Origin of the sequence: Micromonospora sp. NPDC049101 (assembly GCF_040648675.1) — a bacterium.
Classification (GTDB): Bacteria; Actinomycetota; Actinomycetes; order Mycobacteriales; family Micromonosporaceae; genus Micromonospora.
Map to the genome: position 1 here is coordinate 255,211 of NZ_JBEZED010000003.1, position 17,135 is coordinate 272,345.

General features: G+C 70.5%; 5 protein-coding genes. 2 read left to right on the forward strand and 3 right to left on the reverse strand.

Going from position 1 to position 17,135, the window contains the following annotated elements:
• Positions 1-55: 55 nt before the first annotated feature.
• From AB0B57_RS05380 to AB0B57_RS05390, 3 genes are read right to left on the reverse strand one after another with little or no spacing between them, the layout of a single operon-like run.
• Positions 56-622 (reverse strand): TetR family transcriptional regulator C-terminal domain-containing protein, encoded by a 567-nt coding sequence (locus tag AB0B57_RS05380; protein ID WP_357065328.1) that lies wholly within the window; start codon positions 620-622, stop codon positions 56-58.
• Positions 623-674: 52 nt separating this feature from the next.
• On the reverse strand, positions 675-1,340 hold the full coding sequence (locus AB0B57_RS05385; RefSeq protein ID WP_357065329.1) for a hypothetical protein: 666 nt from the start codon (positions 1,338-1,340) through the stop codon (positions 675-677).
• A 28-nt stretch (positions 1,341-1,368) separates the two neighbouring features.
• Positions 1,369-3,777, reverse strand: coding sequence for a PEP/pyruvate-binding domain-containing protein (locus tag AB0B57_RS05390; RefSeq protein WP_357065330.1), 2,409 nt, complete (start codon positions 3,775-3,777; stop codon positions 1,369-1,371).
• A 387-nt stretch (positions 3,778-4,164) separates the two neighbouring features.
• On the opposite strand from AB0B57_RS05390, the gene AB0B57_RS05395 reads away from it, so the two are divergent.
• Together AB0B57_RS05395 and AB0B57_RS05400 are read left to right on the forward strand one after the other, a co-directional pair.
• Complete coding sequence (locus tag AB0B57_RS05395) at positions 4,165-5,130, forward strand: hypothetical protein (protein WP_357065332.1); 966 nt, start codon at positions 4,165-4,167, stop codon at positions 5,128-5,130.
• Positions 5,131-5,510: 380 nt separating this feature from the next.
• Positions 5,511-17,126, forward strand: a complete 11,616-nt coding sequence (locus tag AB0B57_RS05400; protein WP_357065334.1) for a putative Ig domain-containing protein — start codon at positions 5,511-5,513, stop codon at positions 17,124-17,126.
• Positions 17,127-17,135: the final 9 nt, after the last annotated feature.

A 17,135-nucleotide genomic window follows, 5' to 3' on the forward strand; every position in this document is an offset into this window, starting at 1 on the left:
CGGACGCAGCGATACTAGAAACCCCCATACATAGAGCCGCGCAGCCGCGACCGGATCAGTCGAAGAGCAGGTCCAGGTGGGCGTCCAGAGCGGCCAGTGCCTGCTCGGCGGTGTACTGCCCACCCAACAGGTACAGACCGAGACCTTCCATCAGCGCCAGCAGGCCGGCCGCGGCGGCGGCACCGTGCCCCTCGGGCAGGACACCGGCGATGAAGCCGGTGAACTGCGCGGTGTCCTCGTGCAGGCGGGGCTCGGCCGACGGTCGCACCGCCGTGTAGGCGAGGAACGCCAGCGCCACCCGGCCGTCGTCGCGGGTCCGGTCGTCCAGGGGCAGCAGGGCGGCGAGCATCGTGCGCAGCAGCAGCCGAGGCGGCGGGGTCTCGCCCAGGCGTGCCAGCGCCTCGGTGATCCTGAGCTGGCTGCGTTCCCGCACCACACTCAACGCGAACGCCATCATCTCGTCCTTGGTGCGGAAGTAGTGCTGGACCATGCCGGCGGACACCCCGGCCGCGGCGGCCACGTGGCGGAGGCTGACCGCCTCCAGGCCCTGGTCCGCGGCGACCCGCATCAGCGCGTCCGCGATGAGGGTGCGTCGCTCCTGGTGATCGACCTTCTTGGGCATGGCCTCGATCGTTTCACAGTGGGTGACCCGGACCTCCCGCCAGCGGCGGTGGTTACCGGCTGGCGGTGCTGCTCGCGGGGGTGCCCCGGGCGCTGCGTAGGAGGCCGTCCGGGTCGTCGGCGTACAGCCGCAGCTCGTTCACCGGCAGGGACCCGGTCTTCGCCAGGTCGACGGCCAGCGGCCGGCGCAGCAGGACGTCGATGCTGGTCTGACTGCCGACCGCGAGGGACACCACCCGACGGTCGCCCTCCTGCTCGACCTGCACCGACCTGCTCGACGGCAGCGACCGGTACCGCTTGCGCAGGGCCTCGACGTCGGTCCACGGGATGAAGATGTCGATGCCCGAGCTGAGCCGCACCCGCAGGCCACGGTCGCCCACCACGTGCGGGTGGATGGTCATGCTGGCGTAGAGCCCGATCATCCAGAGCAGACCCCAGATGCCGAGGCCGAGCACGATCCAGCGGGCCGGTCGCCACGGCACCACGTGGGTGACGACGACATCGAAGATGGGAATCTCCACGACCGACAGGCCGATGAAGATGCCCAGGATCGGCCTGACCACGCCGAGGTAGCCGAACGGCTCGTCGCCGGATCCCAGCGGCAGGGGGCGGCGCCGGGCCCAGACGTACAGGCTGCGCCAGGTCGCGGCCTCGGCCTGGGCCGCCCGGCGCAGCAGCGAGCCCACCCGAGCCCTGGCCGGTGCCTTCGTGTCGGTCATGGTCGTCCTTATCGCTAGGTGCCGACGGTCAGTGCGGTGTGACGGTGCCGGCGCCACCGTCCACGGTGACGAGCTGTCCCGTGGAGATCGTCCGGGTGGCGTCCGGCACGCAGATGACTGCGGGAATGCCGTACTCCCGGGCCACCGTCGGGCCGTGCGCCATGATCGCGCCGGTCTCGGTGACCAGCGCGGCGGCGGTGAGGAACAGCGGGGTCCAGCCGGGGTCGGTGGTCGCGGCGACCAGGACGTCCCCGGGCTCGACGTGGGCGGTGGCCGGGTCGTGGACGACCCGGGCGGGGCCGGTCACCCGGCCCGCCGACGCGCCCACGCCGACGAGCGTCCCGTCGCCGCTGGGCGCCGCCGGCAGGACGGTCTCGACGTCGGTGCCGTCGGAGAGCAGCGCCACCGGCACGCGCCGGCGACGCAGCTCCCGGCGGTGCACGGCCCGTCGGGCGGTGACGGTGCCGCGCAGATCAACACCCTGGTGTACGAGGGTGTGCACCTCGTCGAGGGTCAGGAACATGATGTCGTCGGGCTGGTCCAGCAACCCGGATCCGTGCAGGTCGGCGCCGATGAGCAGCAGTTGGCGGCGGGTTTCGCGCAGCGGGTACAGCCCGGCGAACTTGCCGGCCTCGCGCAGGCCGGCCAGGGACCGCGCCCGGCGCAGCAGGAACCCGGCGATGCTGCCCCGCACCGGCCGCCGACGGCGGGCCCGCCCGACCAGCTCCGCCAACGCCGCCTCGGCTGCCGCGCTGGCCCGCTGGAAGCGCCTGTCGGGGCCCTGCCGTGGATCGGTGACCCGCAGGTAGTTGGCGACCGCGGCGAAGACCGGGGTCGGATCCTCCGCCCAGCGCGGCACACCGAGGTCGACCTCGGCGATGCCCCGGTGACCGTAGACGTCCAGGAAGGCGGTCATGCCGATGTCGGGCAGCGTGCCGCGCAGGTGGCGCGCGGCCAGCTCGGCCGGCGGGGTGTCGAGGAGGAGTTGGCGGTGCTCGCCGGCACCCTGGGCGAGCCGCCACAGGGCCAGGTCCATCTCGATGGTGACGTTGTGCGGCATCCCGCCCAGCACGGCGTGGATCTCGTCCGGGCCGGCGACCCCCTTGAGCAGGGCGGTCGGCAACGCGGTGGCGAGCATTCCGGCGACGATCGGCCACATGATCGCGTCGGCGCTGTCGTCGGCGTCGGCCTCAGTCGCCTGGACGAAGCGCAGCCGGTCGGCGGCGGTCCGCAGGTCGGCGGGGGCGGCCGAGCGTACTCTGAGCTGCTCGATCGCCTCGAACATCCGCATCCGCGCGGCCTCGGGACGGGCCAGCGCCCGCAGGATCCCCACCACCGCGCGGCCGGCCGTCCGCAGCGACGCGGCGCCCTGCGCCGGGCCGCGCGTGGTGCGGCCACCGGTCGGGGCGAACCGGGGATCCGCCAGCACGTGCCGCATCGCCGCCTGGGCGCGCGGGCCGAAGTCGACAGCCAGGAGCCGCACCAGTCGCTTACGGGACGATCGGTCCCGCGCGAGGTCGGTCAAATCGCCGTAGAGGCGGCCGCCGATGTCGACGATCTCGACCCGCACCCCGAGCGCGGCGAGCATCGCGGCGATCTGCGCCCGCAGGGTCGACATGCCCATCGGGGTGACCGGTTGCCGCATGCCCTGGACGTGCCCGAACTCCAGGTAGACGCGGGGGAGGGGCTTCCCGCTCGGCGGCGGGGCGGGGAACAGGCTGGTGATCGGCCGGGACTGGAGGAGCCACAGCACGTCGTCCGCGTCGATGGCCCACTCGACATCCTGCGGGCAGCCGAAGTGCGCCTGCAACCGTTCGCCGGTGGCGCGGAGGCGGGCCAGTTGGGCCGCCGTCAGGCAGCCGGCCTCGTCGCGCGTGACGTCGTCGAGGAGGTAGTGGTCGACGGCGGTGGCGCCGTCCACCACTGTCGTGCCGAGGCCGGCGGCGGCGTCGACGGCCATCTCGTCGCGGTGCCCGGTCAGCGGGTTCGCGGTGAACAGCACCCCCGCCACCGTGGGGGTGACCATGCGCTGCACGACGACGGCCATCAGCACCGTTCGATGATCGATGCCGTGGGCGTCGCGGTAGGCGGTCGCGCGGTCGCCGTGCAGCGAAGCCCAGCACTTCTCGATGGCGGCGATCAGCTCGGCGGTGCCGGTGACGTTGAGGACGGTGTCCTGCTGCCCGGCGAAGCTCGCGTCCGGCAGATCCTCGGCGGTGGCGCTGGAGCGCACCGCCACCGGGCCGGCGCCGAGCCGCTGGTACGCGGCGACGACCTCGGCCGTCGGGACGACCCCGAGTCCGTGCGCCTCGGTGGTGACGCAGAAACCGTCGGGGACCTGCTCGCCGTGCCGGATCAGCTCGCCCAGCCCGGCTGCCTTGCCGCCGACCACTGCGGTCATGGCGGCGGTCACCTCGGACAACGCGATCACGTGCATGGCGACCTACCCTCGTTGCAATGCGACTGCATTGAAACGACCATACCTCTTTTGCGATGCGACTGCAATGTAACAGCGCTGGCTGCCGCCGTGCGCGAGACACCCGATCCGGAAACCGTGCGGCTGGGGCTCTACGCGACCGAAATCACAATGGACCGATCCCCGCCAGGTGCCCGGCGCCCCGGAACGATGCTTGCCGGCGCCGGCTACCGCGCGGCAACCCTGCCAGTCTCCACGACGGGACCCTCGCCATCCGACCGCCAGCCTCGCTCCGAGTAGCGCGTTCGCCCAGTTGCGAACAGTCCATTCGCGGCTCGGCGACGGCACGGTCTGGTTAGGGTAAGAACCCCATTTTCTACCTCAATTCACCCTGAAAAGGTGTCGATTTTGTCTCACATTTCGGGTGCCGTGCTGCCGGTACTGCTGGCATTGACGCCGATCGTGCCGGCCAACACCGTTTCGCCGGACCAGTCGGACTTCTCGTTGACCGTCAGCCCCAGCCGGATGGTCGTACCAGCCGACGAGATCGGGCAGCCGCGACAGTTCACCGTGACCAACCGTGGTCAGTCGGCGATCGACGTCTCGATGCGAACGGAGAGCTTCGCGGTGGATCCTGCGGGGGTGTTGACGTTCCGCTCGGACGTGGCACACACGGCGATCGACTGGGTCACGGTGAACCCGAAGCGCCTTCGGCTCGCCCCCGGTGCGACCGAACCGGTGGACCTCCGGATCGCGGTACCGGCGAACGCCGAACCCGGCGAGCACCAGGTAGCGGTGATTTTCTCGGCACCACCGCCGGCCAATGCAGCCGGGACGAGCATCCGCCGCAGTGTCGGCGCGCCGATCTATGTCACGGTGCCGGGCGACGCGATCGAGTCGGTGCAGGTAAGCGACGTCGATGCGCCCGGTTTCGCGCTGCGTGGTCCGCTGGCGCTCACCGCGACGGTACGCAACGTCGGCACCCTTCGCCGCGATTTCGTCGCGGCCGACCGGTTACGGGCCCGGGTGGCAGGGGAGGACGTGACGTTCCCCGACTTCACCCTGCTGCGCGACGGCAGCCGACAGGTCAGCGCCCGGTGGGACGATCCACCCCTCATCTGCGTCTGTCGGGTGACAGTCGCGGTGTCGAACCCGGACGGCCGGGCGGGGAGCGCGCAGGCGACGGTCGTCATCCTTCCGCTGCACCTCATCGGTCCGACGGTGGGGGGCCTCGTCATCCTGCTCCTGCTCGGCTGGATGCTCCGGCGTCGCCGGAGCGGCACCGCTGCGGCGACACCGGCGCCGTCCACGGTGGCGGGTGACGGAGCGCATCCGGCGCTGCCGGCGTCGGTTCTTGACGACCTGACCCGGTAGGCCACGTGCTATCCCTCGGTCCGTCCCGATTGGTCTGGCCGGCGGGCCGACCGCCATCCGCCGAGCGTCTTTCACGATTCACGAAATCACGCTCAGGTCCGGTCCGTGCACCGATTCGTCCCGTTTTTTCCGATTACGCCTGAAAGCGGCTCATCGGCTGACATAGCCTTAGTGCGTCTTATGGGGGGTTGACGCATGTCCGTGGCGATGGTGAATGGCTTTACGGCGAGACGGGGTCAGCGCGGTGCCGCGACGAACGGCGTGCGCCCCTCGTTGACTGGCGCAATCGTCGACAGCACGGACGTGGCCCGTTGAACACCCGCACCCGGTCCTTGCGACTGTTCGGTCGCCGCGAGGTCCGACGCCGAACCGCAGTTGGCGTGGTGGGCACCCTGCTGGCCACTCTGGTCGCCGTGCTCAACCCGGTCGTCGCCGAGGCAGCCGGCACCGTCCTGTTCAACCAGCCCTTCCACAACAACACCCCGGACGGACTCGGTCCGATCGTCCTGCCGGCCCTACCCGCGGCGTCCACCACCCCGAACTTCGCCTGCCTGAGCGCCTCCGGCAACACCGGCACCGGAGCACTGCGCAGTTGTGCGACGCAGACCGACGCGCCCGGCAGTGGAAAGCTGCGACTCACCGACGCCACCATCAACCGGACCGGTGGGCTCTTCGGGGCGACCAGCGTGCCCACCGCGTCCGGCCTGGACATGACCTTCAACCTCTACCAGTACGGCAACACCGGCGGTGCGGACGGAATGACCCTGGTGCTGGCCGCGGTCGACCCTGCCAACCCGACCGCACCGGCCAGCATCGGCCAGTCCGGGGGAGGGCTGGGCTACACCGGTACGAGGACACTGCCCGGTCTGGCCAACGGCTACCTGGGCATCGGGTTCGACGTCTTCGGCAACTACAGCACCACCACCTACCAGGGGAGCGGCTGTACCGACCCAGCCTTCGTCACCGCCTCCCGGATTCCGGGTCAGGTGCTCGTCCGGGGACCCGGGCGGGGCACGGTCGGCTACTGCGGTCTGAACAGCACCGCCACCAACGGATCGTCGCCAGTGGTCCCACTGCGGGCCAACAACCGCGCCGGCTCGGTCGTACCGGTCGAGGTGGTCATCAACCCGACCACCTCGTCGTTCACCACCGCCTCCGGTCTGGTGGTGGCGGCCGGACGTTACATGGTGGTCTTCCGGCCGGTCGGCGCGAGCGTCTCGCGGGTCCTGGAGGGGCCGCTACCCGCGGTCGCCGCCGGCCTCTACCCCTCACCGAACTGGCTGAACAGCAACGGCATCCCACGCCAACTCGCCTTCGGCTGGGTGGCGTCCACCGGTTCCGTGGTGGACAACCACGAGGTCGACAACACCAACGTGGTGACCTTCAACCCGGTGCCAGACCTGAACGTCACACAGACCAGCTACACCGGCCCGAACCCCCAGCCCGGTGATCCGGTCAACTACACGGTGGTTCCCTCGGTCGCCGTCGGCGCCAACGAAACAGCCCCGGTCTCGATGACCGCGACCACGCCGCCGGGCGTGGTGCCGGTTGGCGCGTTCGGTAGCGGTTGGGTCTGCGCGGCGCCAACGGGGCAGACCGTCACCTGCACCAACAGCAACGGACCCTTCGCCAACGGGACCTCGCTGCCACCGATCTCGGTGGTCGCCATCGTCACCGGGTCCGCCGTCACACCGTCGATCATCCAGACGCAGTCGACGGTCACCGCCTCGTCCATCGACGGCAACCCCGGAATCTCCACCACCACTGTCGTGGGCACGCCGCCGGCGACGCCGAGCGGCATCACCGTCTCGCCCGCGACGAGCACGATTGCCGGTGGCGCGGCGGTGACGGTCGGCGGGACGAACATCGCCGGGGCGACCGCCATCGAGATCGGCACCACGGCGCAACAGCAGGCCGGTACGCCAGTCACCCTGCTGCCCTGCCCGTCCGGCCCGGCGCCCGGCTGCTTTACGGTGAACGCCGACGGGACGTTGAGCATCTCGTCCATGCCCGCGCGCAGCAGCGCCGCCACGGTGAACGTCACAGTGGTCACCCGGGGTGTCGCCGCCGCGGCCACGTACGTCTACACCGACGTGCCGGCCACTCCGACCGCGCCGACCGCGACCGCCGGCCTGGCCAACGCCACGGTGAACTGGACGGCTCCGGCGAGCAACGGCAGCCCGATCACCAGCTACATCGTCACCCCTGTCCGCAACGGGGTGGCGCAGACCCCGATCACGTACGACGCGTCCACCACCAGCCGGGTGATCTCCGGGCTGACGGTCGGCGCGAGCTACACGTTCACCGTCGCGGCGGTCAACTCGATCGGCACCAGCGCGACGAGTCCGGCGTCCAACGCGGTGGTGCCGTACGCGGTGCCCGGCGCCCCCACCATCACGGCGGCCAGCGCCGGTGACTCCTCGGCCACGCTGACCTGGACCGCCCCCAACGCCAACAGCAGCCCGATCACCTCGTACGTGATCACCCCGTACATCGGCGGGGTGGCGCAGACCCCACAGACCTTCGCCAGCGCGGCGACCACCCAGACGGTGACCGGGCTGACCCCGGGCACCGCGTACACGTTCACGGTGACGGCCCGCAACGCGGGCGGCGCCGGACCGCCCTCGGCGCAGTCCGCGCCGGTCATCCCGAACCAGTCGCCCAGCCTCACCAACCCCGCGCCGCCTGCCGGCGAGGTCAGCGTCCCCTACAGCAACCAGCTGACCGTGAACGGCGGTACGGCACCGTTCGCCTGGTCGATCAGTGCGGGCAGCCTGCCGCCCGGGGTGACCATCAACGCGAGCACGGGTCTGCTGTCCGGCGCCCCCACCACGGCCGGGACCTTCTCCTTCACCGTCCGGGTGGTCGACGCCAGCAGCCAGGCGGCCACCCAGGCGCTGAGCATCGTCATAGCGCCGCTGCCCACGCTGACCTTCCCGCCACCGCCGCAGGGGCAGGTCGGCATCGCCTACAGCACCCAGCTCACCGTGAACGGGGGCACCGGCCCGTTCGTCTGGTCGGTGAGCGCGGGCAGTCTGCCGCCGGGTGTGACCCTGAACCCGAGCACCGGGCTGCTCTCCGGCACCCCCACCCTCGGCGGCAACTTCTCGTTCACCGTCCGGGTGGTCGACTCGTTCGGCCAGGCCGCCACCAGGACAGTCTCCCTCGGCATCACCGCGTCACCGACGCTGACGTTCCCGCCGCCACCGCCCGGCCAGGTCGGCATTCCCTACAGCACTCAGCTCACGGTCAACGGCGGCACCGCGCCGTTCGTCTGGTCGGTCAGCGCGGGCACGCTGCCGCCGGGTCTGACCCTGAACCCGAGCACCGGTCTGCTCTCCGGCACCCCCACCACCGAGGGCAGCTCCAGCTTCACGGTGCGGGTGGTCGACGCCGCCGGCCAACAGGCGACCCAACCGGTCACCCTGGTGATCACCACCGGGCCACTGGTCGTGACGAAGACCTCGAATGTGTCCACCGTGGCGGCCGGCGGAACGGTGAACTACACGATCAGCGCGACCAACACCGGTTCGGGTGCGCTCAGTGGCGTGACGATCACCGACCCGCTCGGCGGGGTGCTCGACGACGCGGTCTACAACGCCGACGCGACCGCCACCTCGGGCACCGTCTCGTTCGTCAACCCGACGCTGAGCTGGACCGGCAACCTGGCCGCCGGGGCGGCCGTGACCATCAGCTACTCGGTCACCGTGGCCAGCCCGCCAACCGGTGACCTGATGCTGACCAACGCGGTCACCTCGCCGACGTACGGCAACTGCGCCACCGGAAGCCTCGACGCCCGCTGTACGGTCAACGTCCCGATTTCCGCGCTCACCATCGTCAAGACGGCGAACAGGACCACCGCGACACCCGGCGACGTGGTCAGCTACACCGTCACGGTCACCAACACCGGCCAGGCCGCGTACCCGGCCGCGACCTTCACCGACGCGTTGGGCGCGGTGCTCGACGACGCGGTCTACAACAACGACGCGGCGGCGACGACAGGTGCGGTCTCCTTCAGCTCCCCGAACCTGACCTGGACCGGCATCCTGGCGGTCGGCGCCAGCGCCACCATCACGTACACGGTTACCGTTCGCGTGCCGAACCCCGGCGACAAGGTCATGACGAACACGGTCAGCTCCGGCAGCCTCGGCAGCAACTGCCCGGCCGCCGCCAACGACGCCCGTTGCACCGCGACTGTCACCGTGCTGGTGCCCGGCCTGGTCCTGACCAACACCGCGAGCACCGCGACCACGACACCCAACTCCACCGTCGGCTACACGGTCACCATCACCAACAGTGGGCAGACCGCGTACACGGGGATCAGTGTCGCCACCTCGCTGGCCGGGGTGCTCGGCCGGGCCACGTACAACAACGACGCGACCACCACCGCCGGCGCGCTGTCGTACGCCAGCCCGATCCTCACCTGGAACGGTGACCTCGCGGTCGGCGCGACGGTGACCGTGACGTTCAGCGTGACGGTCGCCCCGACGACCACCGGCGACGCGGTGCTGACCAGCGTGGTGTCATCCTCGGCGGTCGGCAACAACTGCGCCCCCGGCAGCATCGACCCGCAGTGCACCGCGTCGGTCACCATCCTCATCCCCGGGCTGACGCTGCTCAAGACGGCGAGCGTGCCGAGCACGACGCCCGGTGCGGTGGTGGCCTACGAGATCGTGGTGACCAACACGGGCCAGTCCGCCTACCTCGGGGCGAGCCTCACCGACTCGCTGGCCGGGGTGCTCGACGATGCCGCCTACAACGGCGACGCCACCGCCACCTCCGGGACCGTCACCTACACCAACCCGACCATCTCCTGGAGCGGTGCCCTCGCCGTCGGCGCATCCGCCACGATCACGTACTCGGTGACCGTCGGCAGTCCCGCCACCGGTGACCGGTCGATGGCCAACCGGTTGGTCTCTCCGACACCGGGCGCCAACTGCGCCACCGGCAGCGTCGACACCCGCTGCTCGGCGACGGTCGCCGTGCTGCTGCCCGGGCTGACCCTGACCAACACCCCGAGCGCGGCCACCGCCATCCCCGGCGACACCGTCGGCTACACCATCACCATCGCCAACACCGGGGAGACGGCGTACCCGGCGACGACAAGTGTCACGAACCCGCTGGCCGGCGTGCTCGACGATGCCGTCTACAACTCGGACGCCACGGCTGACAGCGGGACCGTCGACGTGTCCGGGTCGGTGCTGACCTGGACCGGCGCGCTCGCGGTGGGAGCGACTGCCACCGTTCGCTTCTCCGTGACCGTGCAGAATCCCGACGCCGGAAACCGGGTGCTGACCTCGACGCTCAGCTCGACGGCGGCCGGCAACAACTGCCCGGCCGGCGCGCCCGCCGCGGCCTGCACGGCCACCGTCACGGTGTTGCTGCCGGGGCTGACCATCGTCAAGACCGCGGACAGCGCCACCACCGTCCCCGGTGGCGTGGTCACCTACACCATCACCGTGACGAACACCGGCGAGACGGCGTACGCGGCGGCCGCGTTCACCGACTCGTTGGCCAACCCACTCAACGACGCCACCTACAACGGTGACGCGACCGCCTCGTCCGGCACGGTCAGCTACGCCTCGCCCAACCTGAGCTGGGTGGGCGCGCTCGGCATCGGCGCCGCCGCGACCATCACGTACTCGATGACGATCCTCGACCCGGACCCGGGCGACAAGTCGATGGTCAACACGGTGGTCTCCACCACCCCGGGCAACAACTGCGCGACGGGCAGCAGCGACGCGCGGTGCACCGCCACCGTGTTGGTGCTGGTGCCGGCACTGACCATCACCAAGACCTCCAGCGTGCCGACCACCACGCCGGGCGCGACCGTCGGCTACACCGTCACCATCAGCAACACCGGACAGACCGCGTACCCGACGCTGACCGTCACCGACGCGCTGGCCGGCGTGCTCGACGACGCGGCCTACAACAACAACGCGGTGACCTCCGCCGGCACGGTCGGCTTCGTCAGCCCCAACCTGATCTGGACTGGACCCCTGGCCGTCGGCGGGTCAGTGACGATCACCTACTCGGTGACGGTGCACGATCCGGTCGCCGGTGACCTGATCCTCAGCAACCGGGTCAGCTCGACAGCAGCGGGCAACAACTGCCCGAGCGTGGGCGGCAGCGACGCCCGCTGCACGATCACCGTGCCGGTGGCCCGACTCGTGATCGCGTTGGACGCCGAGCCGGCCACCGTCCTGCCGGGTGGGGTGATCCGGGTCGGCGCGACCTTCACGAACACCGGCCAGGTCCCCTACCTGAACACCAGGGTCAATCTCGACTTCGGCGGGTTCATCGACGACGTGTTGCCCACCGGTGACCAGACCGCCTCCTCGGGGACGTTGACCGCAGGTGGTGGCGGTGCGGTCTGGACCGGTGACATCGCGGTGGGGCAGACCATCACGCTGACCGGCACCGCGACCGTGCTCGACCCGGACACCGGCGACCGGCAGATCAGCGGCCGCGCGTTCTCCTCGGCCGCGGGCAACAACTGTCCACCCGCGAGTACGGATCCGCGCTGTGTCTTCAACGTGGCCGTGCTCGTGCCGGGCCTCGCACTGGACGTCGTCGCCGACACGGTGACCGCCGTACCGGGGCAGACCGTCGGTTACACCGTGACGATCACCAACTCGGGTACCGCGCCGTACACCGCGATCAGTGTGGCCAACTCGCTGGCGGCGGTGCTGGACGACGCGGTGTACAACGGTGACGCGGTGGCCAGCGCGGGAAGTCTGGCCTTCGCTGACTCCACTCTCACCTGGATTGGTGACCTGGCGGTCGGCGCGGCCGTCACGATCACCTACTCGGTGGTGGTGCTCTCACCCGACCCGGGCAACAAGGTCATGGTCAACGCCCTGCAGTCCACGGCCGTGGGCAGTTCCTGTACCGCGACGGCCCAGGCGCCCGGGTGCAGCTCGACCGTGCTCGTCCTCACCCCGGCGTTGACCATCGCCAAGTCGACGACTGCCACGACGGCGCTGCCGGGCAGTGCGGTGTCCTACACGCTGACCATCACCAACTCCGGGCAGGTCGGCTACACCGCGACCAGCGTCACCGACGACCTGACCGGCGTCCTCGACGACGCCGCCTACAACGCGGACGCGAGCGCCACGGCCGGTACGGTCTCCTACGCCGAACCGGCACTCACCTGGACCGGCAACCTGGCCGTCGGCGCCACCGTGACGGTCACCTACACCGTGACCGTCGACAATCCAGCCCTCGGTGACGACGTGCTCACCAACGTCGTCAGCTCCGCCGCGGCGGGCGCCAACTGCCCGGTGGGCGGCACCGACCCCACCTGCACGGTCACCGTCGCGGTTGTCGACCAGACCCAACTGACGTTCGCCAAGACCGCAAGCGTGGCCTCGGCCGTCGTCGGTTCGACGGTCACGTACACGGTGGTGATTTCCAACTCCGGGCTCACCCCGTACCTCGGCGCGACCTTCGACGACTCGCTCGCCGACGTGCTCGGCAACGCTGTCTACAACAACGACGCCTCGGCCGGCGGGGTCGGCACCATCGGCTACGCCGCCCCGGTGCTCACCTGGACCGGTGACGTGCCGACGGCCGGGTCCGTCACCATCACCTACAGCGTGACAGTGCAGCCGGTCACCGGTGACAACCTGATGGTCAACACCCTGGTCTCCGAATCCGACGGCGGTAACTGTGCCGCCGGCAGCGTCGACCCGAGGTGCACCACGCGGGTCACCGTGTCGCAGGTGACCATACTGAACACCGCCGACATGGCCACCGTGCTGCCCGGCGGCACGGTCGTCCTCACCACCACCATCACCAACGACGGCGGCACCGCCTACTTCGGCGCGGCCGTCAACCTGGGCGGCGCCGACCTGCTCGACGACGCCGTGCCGATCGGCGACACGGTCACCTCCGGCGGCCTCGTGGTCGGCCCGGACGGTCTGACGTGGACCGGTGACCTGCCGGTGGGCGGTGTGGTGACCATCGCCAGCACCTTCCGCGTCCGCAATCCGGACCAGGGCGACAAGAGCATCACAAGTACGGCCACCTCGGCGATCCAGGGCAACAACTGCCCGGTCGACGGCACCGATCCGCGCTGCACCGTCCGGGTCGACGTGCTGGTGCCGGCGCTGAGCATCGTCAAGGTCGCCAACACACCCGTCACCACACCCGGCAGCACGGTCGGCTACACCATCACCGTCAACAACACCGGCACCGCACCGTACGTGGGGGCGGTGGTCACCGACGACCTCACCGGCGCGCTGGACGACGCGAGCTTCGGCAACGACGCCACCGCCACGGCGGGCGTTCTGTCGTACGCGGCGCCGACGCTCACCTGGACCGGAAACCTCGCGGCGGGGCAGAGCGCCGTCATCACGTACACCATGGGGGTGTTCAGCCCCGACCCGGGCGACAAGACGATGGTGAACGCCGTCTCCTCGACCGAGGTCGGCAGCACCTGCCCGCCGGCCAGCTCCAACCCGGACTGCTCGGTGCTGGTGCCCGTGCTCACCCCCGGCCTGGGCATCACCATCACCGCCGGCACGGCCAGCACGGCGCCCGGCGCGCAGGTGGGCTACACCATCGCCATCGTCAACACCGGGCAGACCGCGCAGACGGGCGTCACGGTGACCAACTCGTTGGCCGGGCTGCTGGACGACGCGACCTACAACGGCGACGCCGTCGCCAGCACCGGCACGGTCACCTTCACCAGCCCGAACCTGCAGTGGTCCGGCACCCTCGCCCCGGGGGCGACGGCCACGGTCACCTACTCCGTGTCGGTCGCCGATCCGGACAGCGGCGACCGTCTCCTCACCAGCCGGGTCAGCTCCGCGGCGGTCGGCAGCACCTGTCTCGTCGGCAGCACCAACCCCGCCTGCACGGCCACCGTGACGGTGTCGGTGCTCAGCATCGTCAACAGCGTGGCCCCGTCGAGCGCGGTGCCCGGCGGCACGGTGCGATTCACCACCACGGCGACCAACACCGGGACGACCCCGTTGACCGCGATCGAGATCATGGCCGACTTCGCCGGCTCGGTCGATGACGCCACCTATACCGGCGACGCGGCGGCATCGACCGGCACTCTGGTCCTGGTGCCGGGTACGGCATCGATCCGGTGGACCGGCGACCTGGCGGTCGGTGCGGTGCTCACTGTCACCGGCTCCTTCACGGTGAACAACCCGGACCTGGGCAACCGGATCATGACCTCGGTGATCAGCTCCGCCGTACCCGGTAACAACTGCCCGTCCGGCGGCACCGACCCGTTGTGTACGGCGACGACCACGATCCTCATCCCGGCGTTGACCGTTTCGAAGACCGCGGACCGGGCCAGCACCGTCCCCGGCGGCATCGTCGGCTACACCATCACCGTTACCAACGTCGGTGAGACCCCGTACACCGGTGCCACCGTCACCGACGACCTGACCGGCCTGCTCGACGACGCCACCTACAACGGCGACGCCGTCGCCAGCTCGGGTGTCGTCACCTATGCCGCGTCGGTCCTCAGCTGGACCGGTGACCTGGCGATCGACGGATCGGTCACCATCACCTACACCATCACCGCCGACGATCCGCAGACCGGCGGCCGCGTCCTGGTCAACACGGTCAGCTCCACCGCCGCGGGCAACAACTGCCCGCCCGGAGGCTCGGATCCGGCCTGCACGGCGACCGTCCAGGTGCTGCTGCCGGCCCTGAGCATCAACAAGCACGCCGACGTCGGCACCACCACCCCGGGCGGCACGGTGGGCTACACCATCACCGTCACCAACAGCGGGCAGACCGACTACACCGGGGCCACCCTGAGCGACAGCCTCGCGGCCGTGCTCGACGACGCCACCTTCAACAACGACGCGGTCGCGACCGGCGGGGTGGTGGCGTACACCGCGCCGACCCTGACCTGGACGGGTGACCTCGCCGTCGGCGGCACCGCCGTGATCACCTACTCGGTCGCGGTGCACAACCCCTCCGACGGCGACCGCAGCATGACCAACGCCGTCACCTCCACCACGCCGGGCAGCAACTGCCCGGCCGGGGGCACCGACCCGGGCTGCACCGTCACCGTCACCGTGCTCATCCCGGCGCTCACCATCACCAACCTCGCCGACGTGGCCACCACCACGCCCGGCAGCGTCGTCCGGTTCACTGTCACCCTGACCAACACCGGGCCCACCCCGTACGTCGGCATCCAGGGCACGACCAACCTCGCGAACCGCTTCGACGACTCCCGGCCCAACGGGGACCAGGTCGCCAGCTCCGGCACGTTGACCGTGGTCGGCACCGTCGTCACCTGGACCGGGGACATCCCCATCGGCGGGGAAGTCGTCATCACCGGCACGGTCACGGTCAACAACCCGGACACCGGCAACCGGGTCATGGCCAACACCATCACCAGCAACGCGCCCGGTAGCAACTGCCCGCCCGCCGCGCCCGGTCCCGCCTGCACCGTCAGTGTCGCCGTGCTGCTGCCCGGCCTCGCCATCGACAAGACCGCCGACAACCCCACCGTCACGCCGGGCGGCACCGTCACGTACACCATCACCGCCACCAACACCGGGGAGACGGGGTACGTCGACACGACGATCACCGACTCGCTCGCCGGCCTGCTCGGGGACGCGGTCTACAACGCCGACGCCACCGCCAGTTCCGGGGTGGTCTCCTACACGACGCCGGTGCTGACCTGGCGCGGTGACCTGCCGATCGGCGCCGCCGTGACGATCACCTACACCGTGACGGTCAGCGACAGCCAGGTCGCCGGTCGCACCCTCGTCAACACGATCACCTCCGGCGCGCAGGCCAACAACTGCGGGGTCGGCAGCACCGACCCGAGGTGCAGCGCCCAGGTCGCCATCCTGATCCCGGGGCTGGGCATCACCAAGGCCGCGGACGCCGCCACGGTCACCGCCGGCGGCACGGTCACGTACACGATCACGGTCACCAACACCGGGCAGTCGCCGTACACCGGTGCGACAGTCGCGGACTCGCTCACCGGTGTGCTCGATGACGCCGTCTACAACGCGGACGCCACCGCCAGTTCCGGTGTGGTCTCGTACGCGACGCCGGTGCTGACCTGGACCGGTGACCTTCCCGTCGCGGCGGTCGCGGTGATCACCTATTCGGTCACGGTGAACTTCCCGGACACCGGCGACCAGAGCCTGGTGAACACCGTCAGCTCCAGCACCGTGGGCGCCGACTGTCCGGGATCGCCGGCCTGCACCGCGACGGTCGCGGTCCGGATCCCTGAACTGAGCATCACCAAGACCGCCGACACCGGCACGGTCGTCGCTGGCGGGACCGTGCGGTACTCGGTGCTCGTCACCAACAGCGGGCAGGCTCCCTACAGCGGTGCCACATTCACCGACTCGCTCGTCGACGTCCTCGATGACGCCGTGTACGTCGGCGACGCCGTGACCACCACGGGCGTGCTGTCCTACACCGCCCCGGTGCTCACCTGGACCGGTGACCTGCCGGTCGGTGCCACCGCCGCGATCACCTACAGCGTCACCGTCAACCAACCGGTCTCCGGCGACGGGAGCCTGGTCAACACCGTGGCCTCCACCACCCTCGGTAATACCTGCCCGGCGGGTGGGGGCGGCGCAGCATGCACCGCAACGGTCGTCGTGGCCGCGCAGTCGATCACGTTGGCTGGCCTGCCGGCCGGGTTCACTCTGACCGGCCGGCCTCAGCAGGTGGTCGGTCGGCCCGAGGCGGTCACGATGACCGTCACCACCAACAGCCCCACCGGATACGCCGTGACAGTGCGCGGGCTGGCGCCCGAACTGGTCGGGGCGAATCCCGAGAATCCGTACACGATCCCGATCGAGAACCTGAGGGTACGGGAGAGCGGTACCAGCGTCTTCCGCGAACTCTCCGACGTGACGCCGGTGGTGGTGCACCGCCAGCCCGGGCCGTCGGCGCCGGGCGGGGACGCGATCGGCAACGACTACGAGGTCAGCATTCCCGCGGTCGTAGCCGACGAGTACTCCACGACGTTGGAGTACGTGGCGATTACCGAGTAACAGCCTGAG

What these genes read in the sequence shown, in the direction of transcription:
- AB0B57_RS05380 (WP_357065328.1), bottom strand. Translation starts at nt 622, where the DNA reads ATGCCCAAGAAGGTCGATCACCAGGAGCGACGCACCCTCATCGCGGAC.
- AB0B57_RS05385 (WP_357065329.1), bottom strand. Translation starts at nt 1,340, where the DNA reads ATGACCGACACGAAGGCACCGGCCAGGGCTCGGGTGGGCTCGCTGCTG.
- AB0B57_RS05390 (WP_357065330.1), bottom strand. Translation starts at nt 3,777, where the DNA reads ATGCACGTGATCGCGTTGTCCGAGGTGACCGCCGCCATGACCGCAGTG.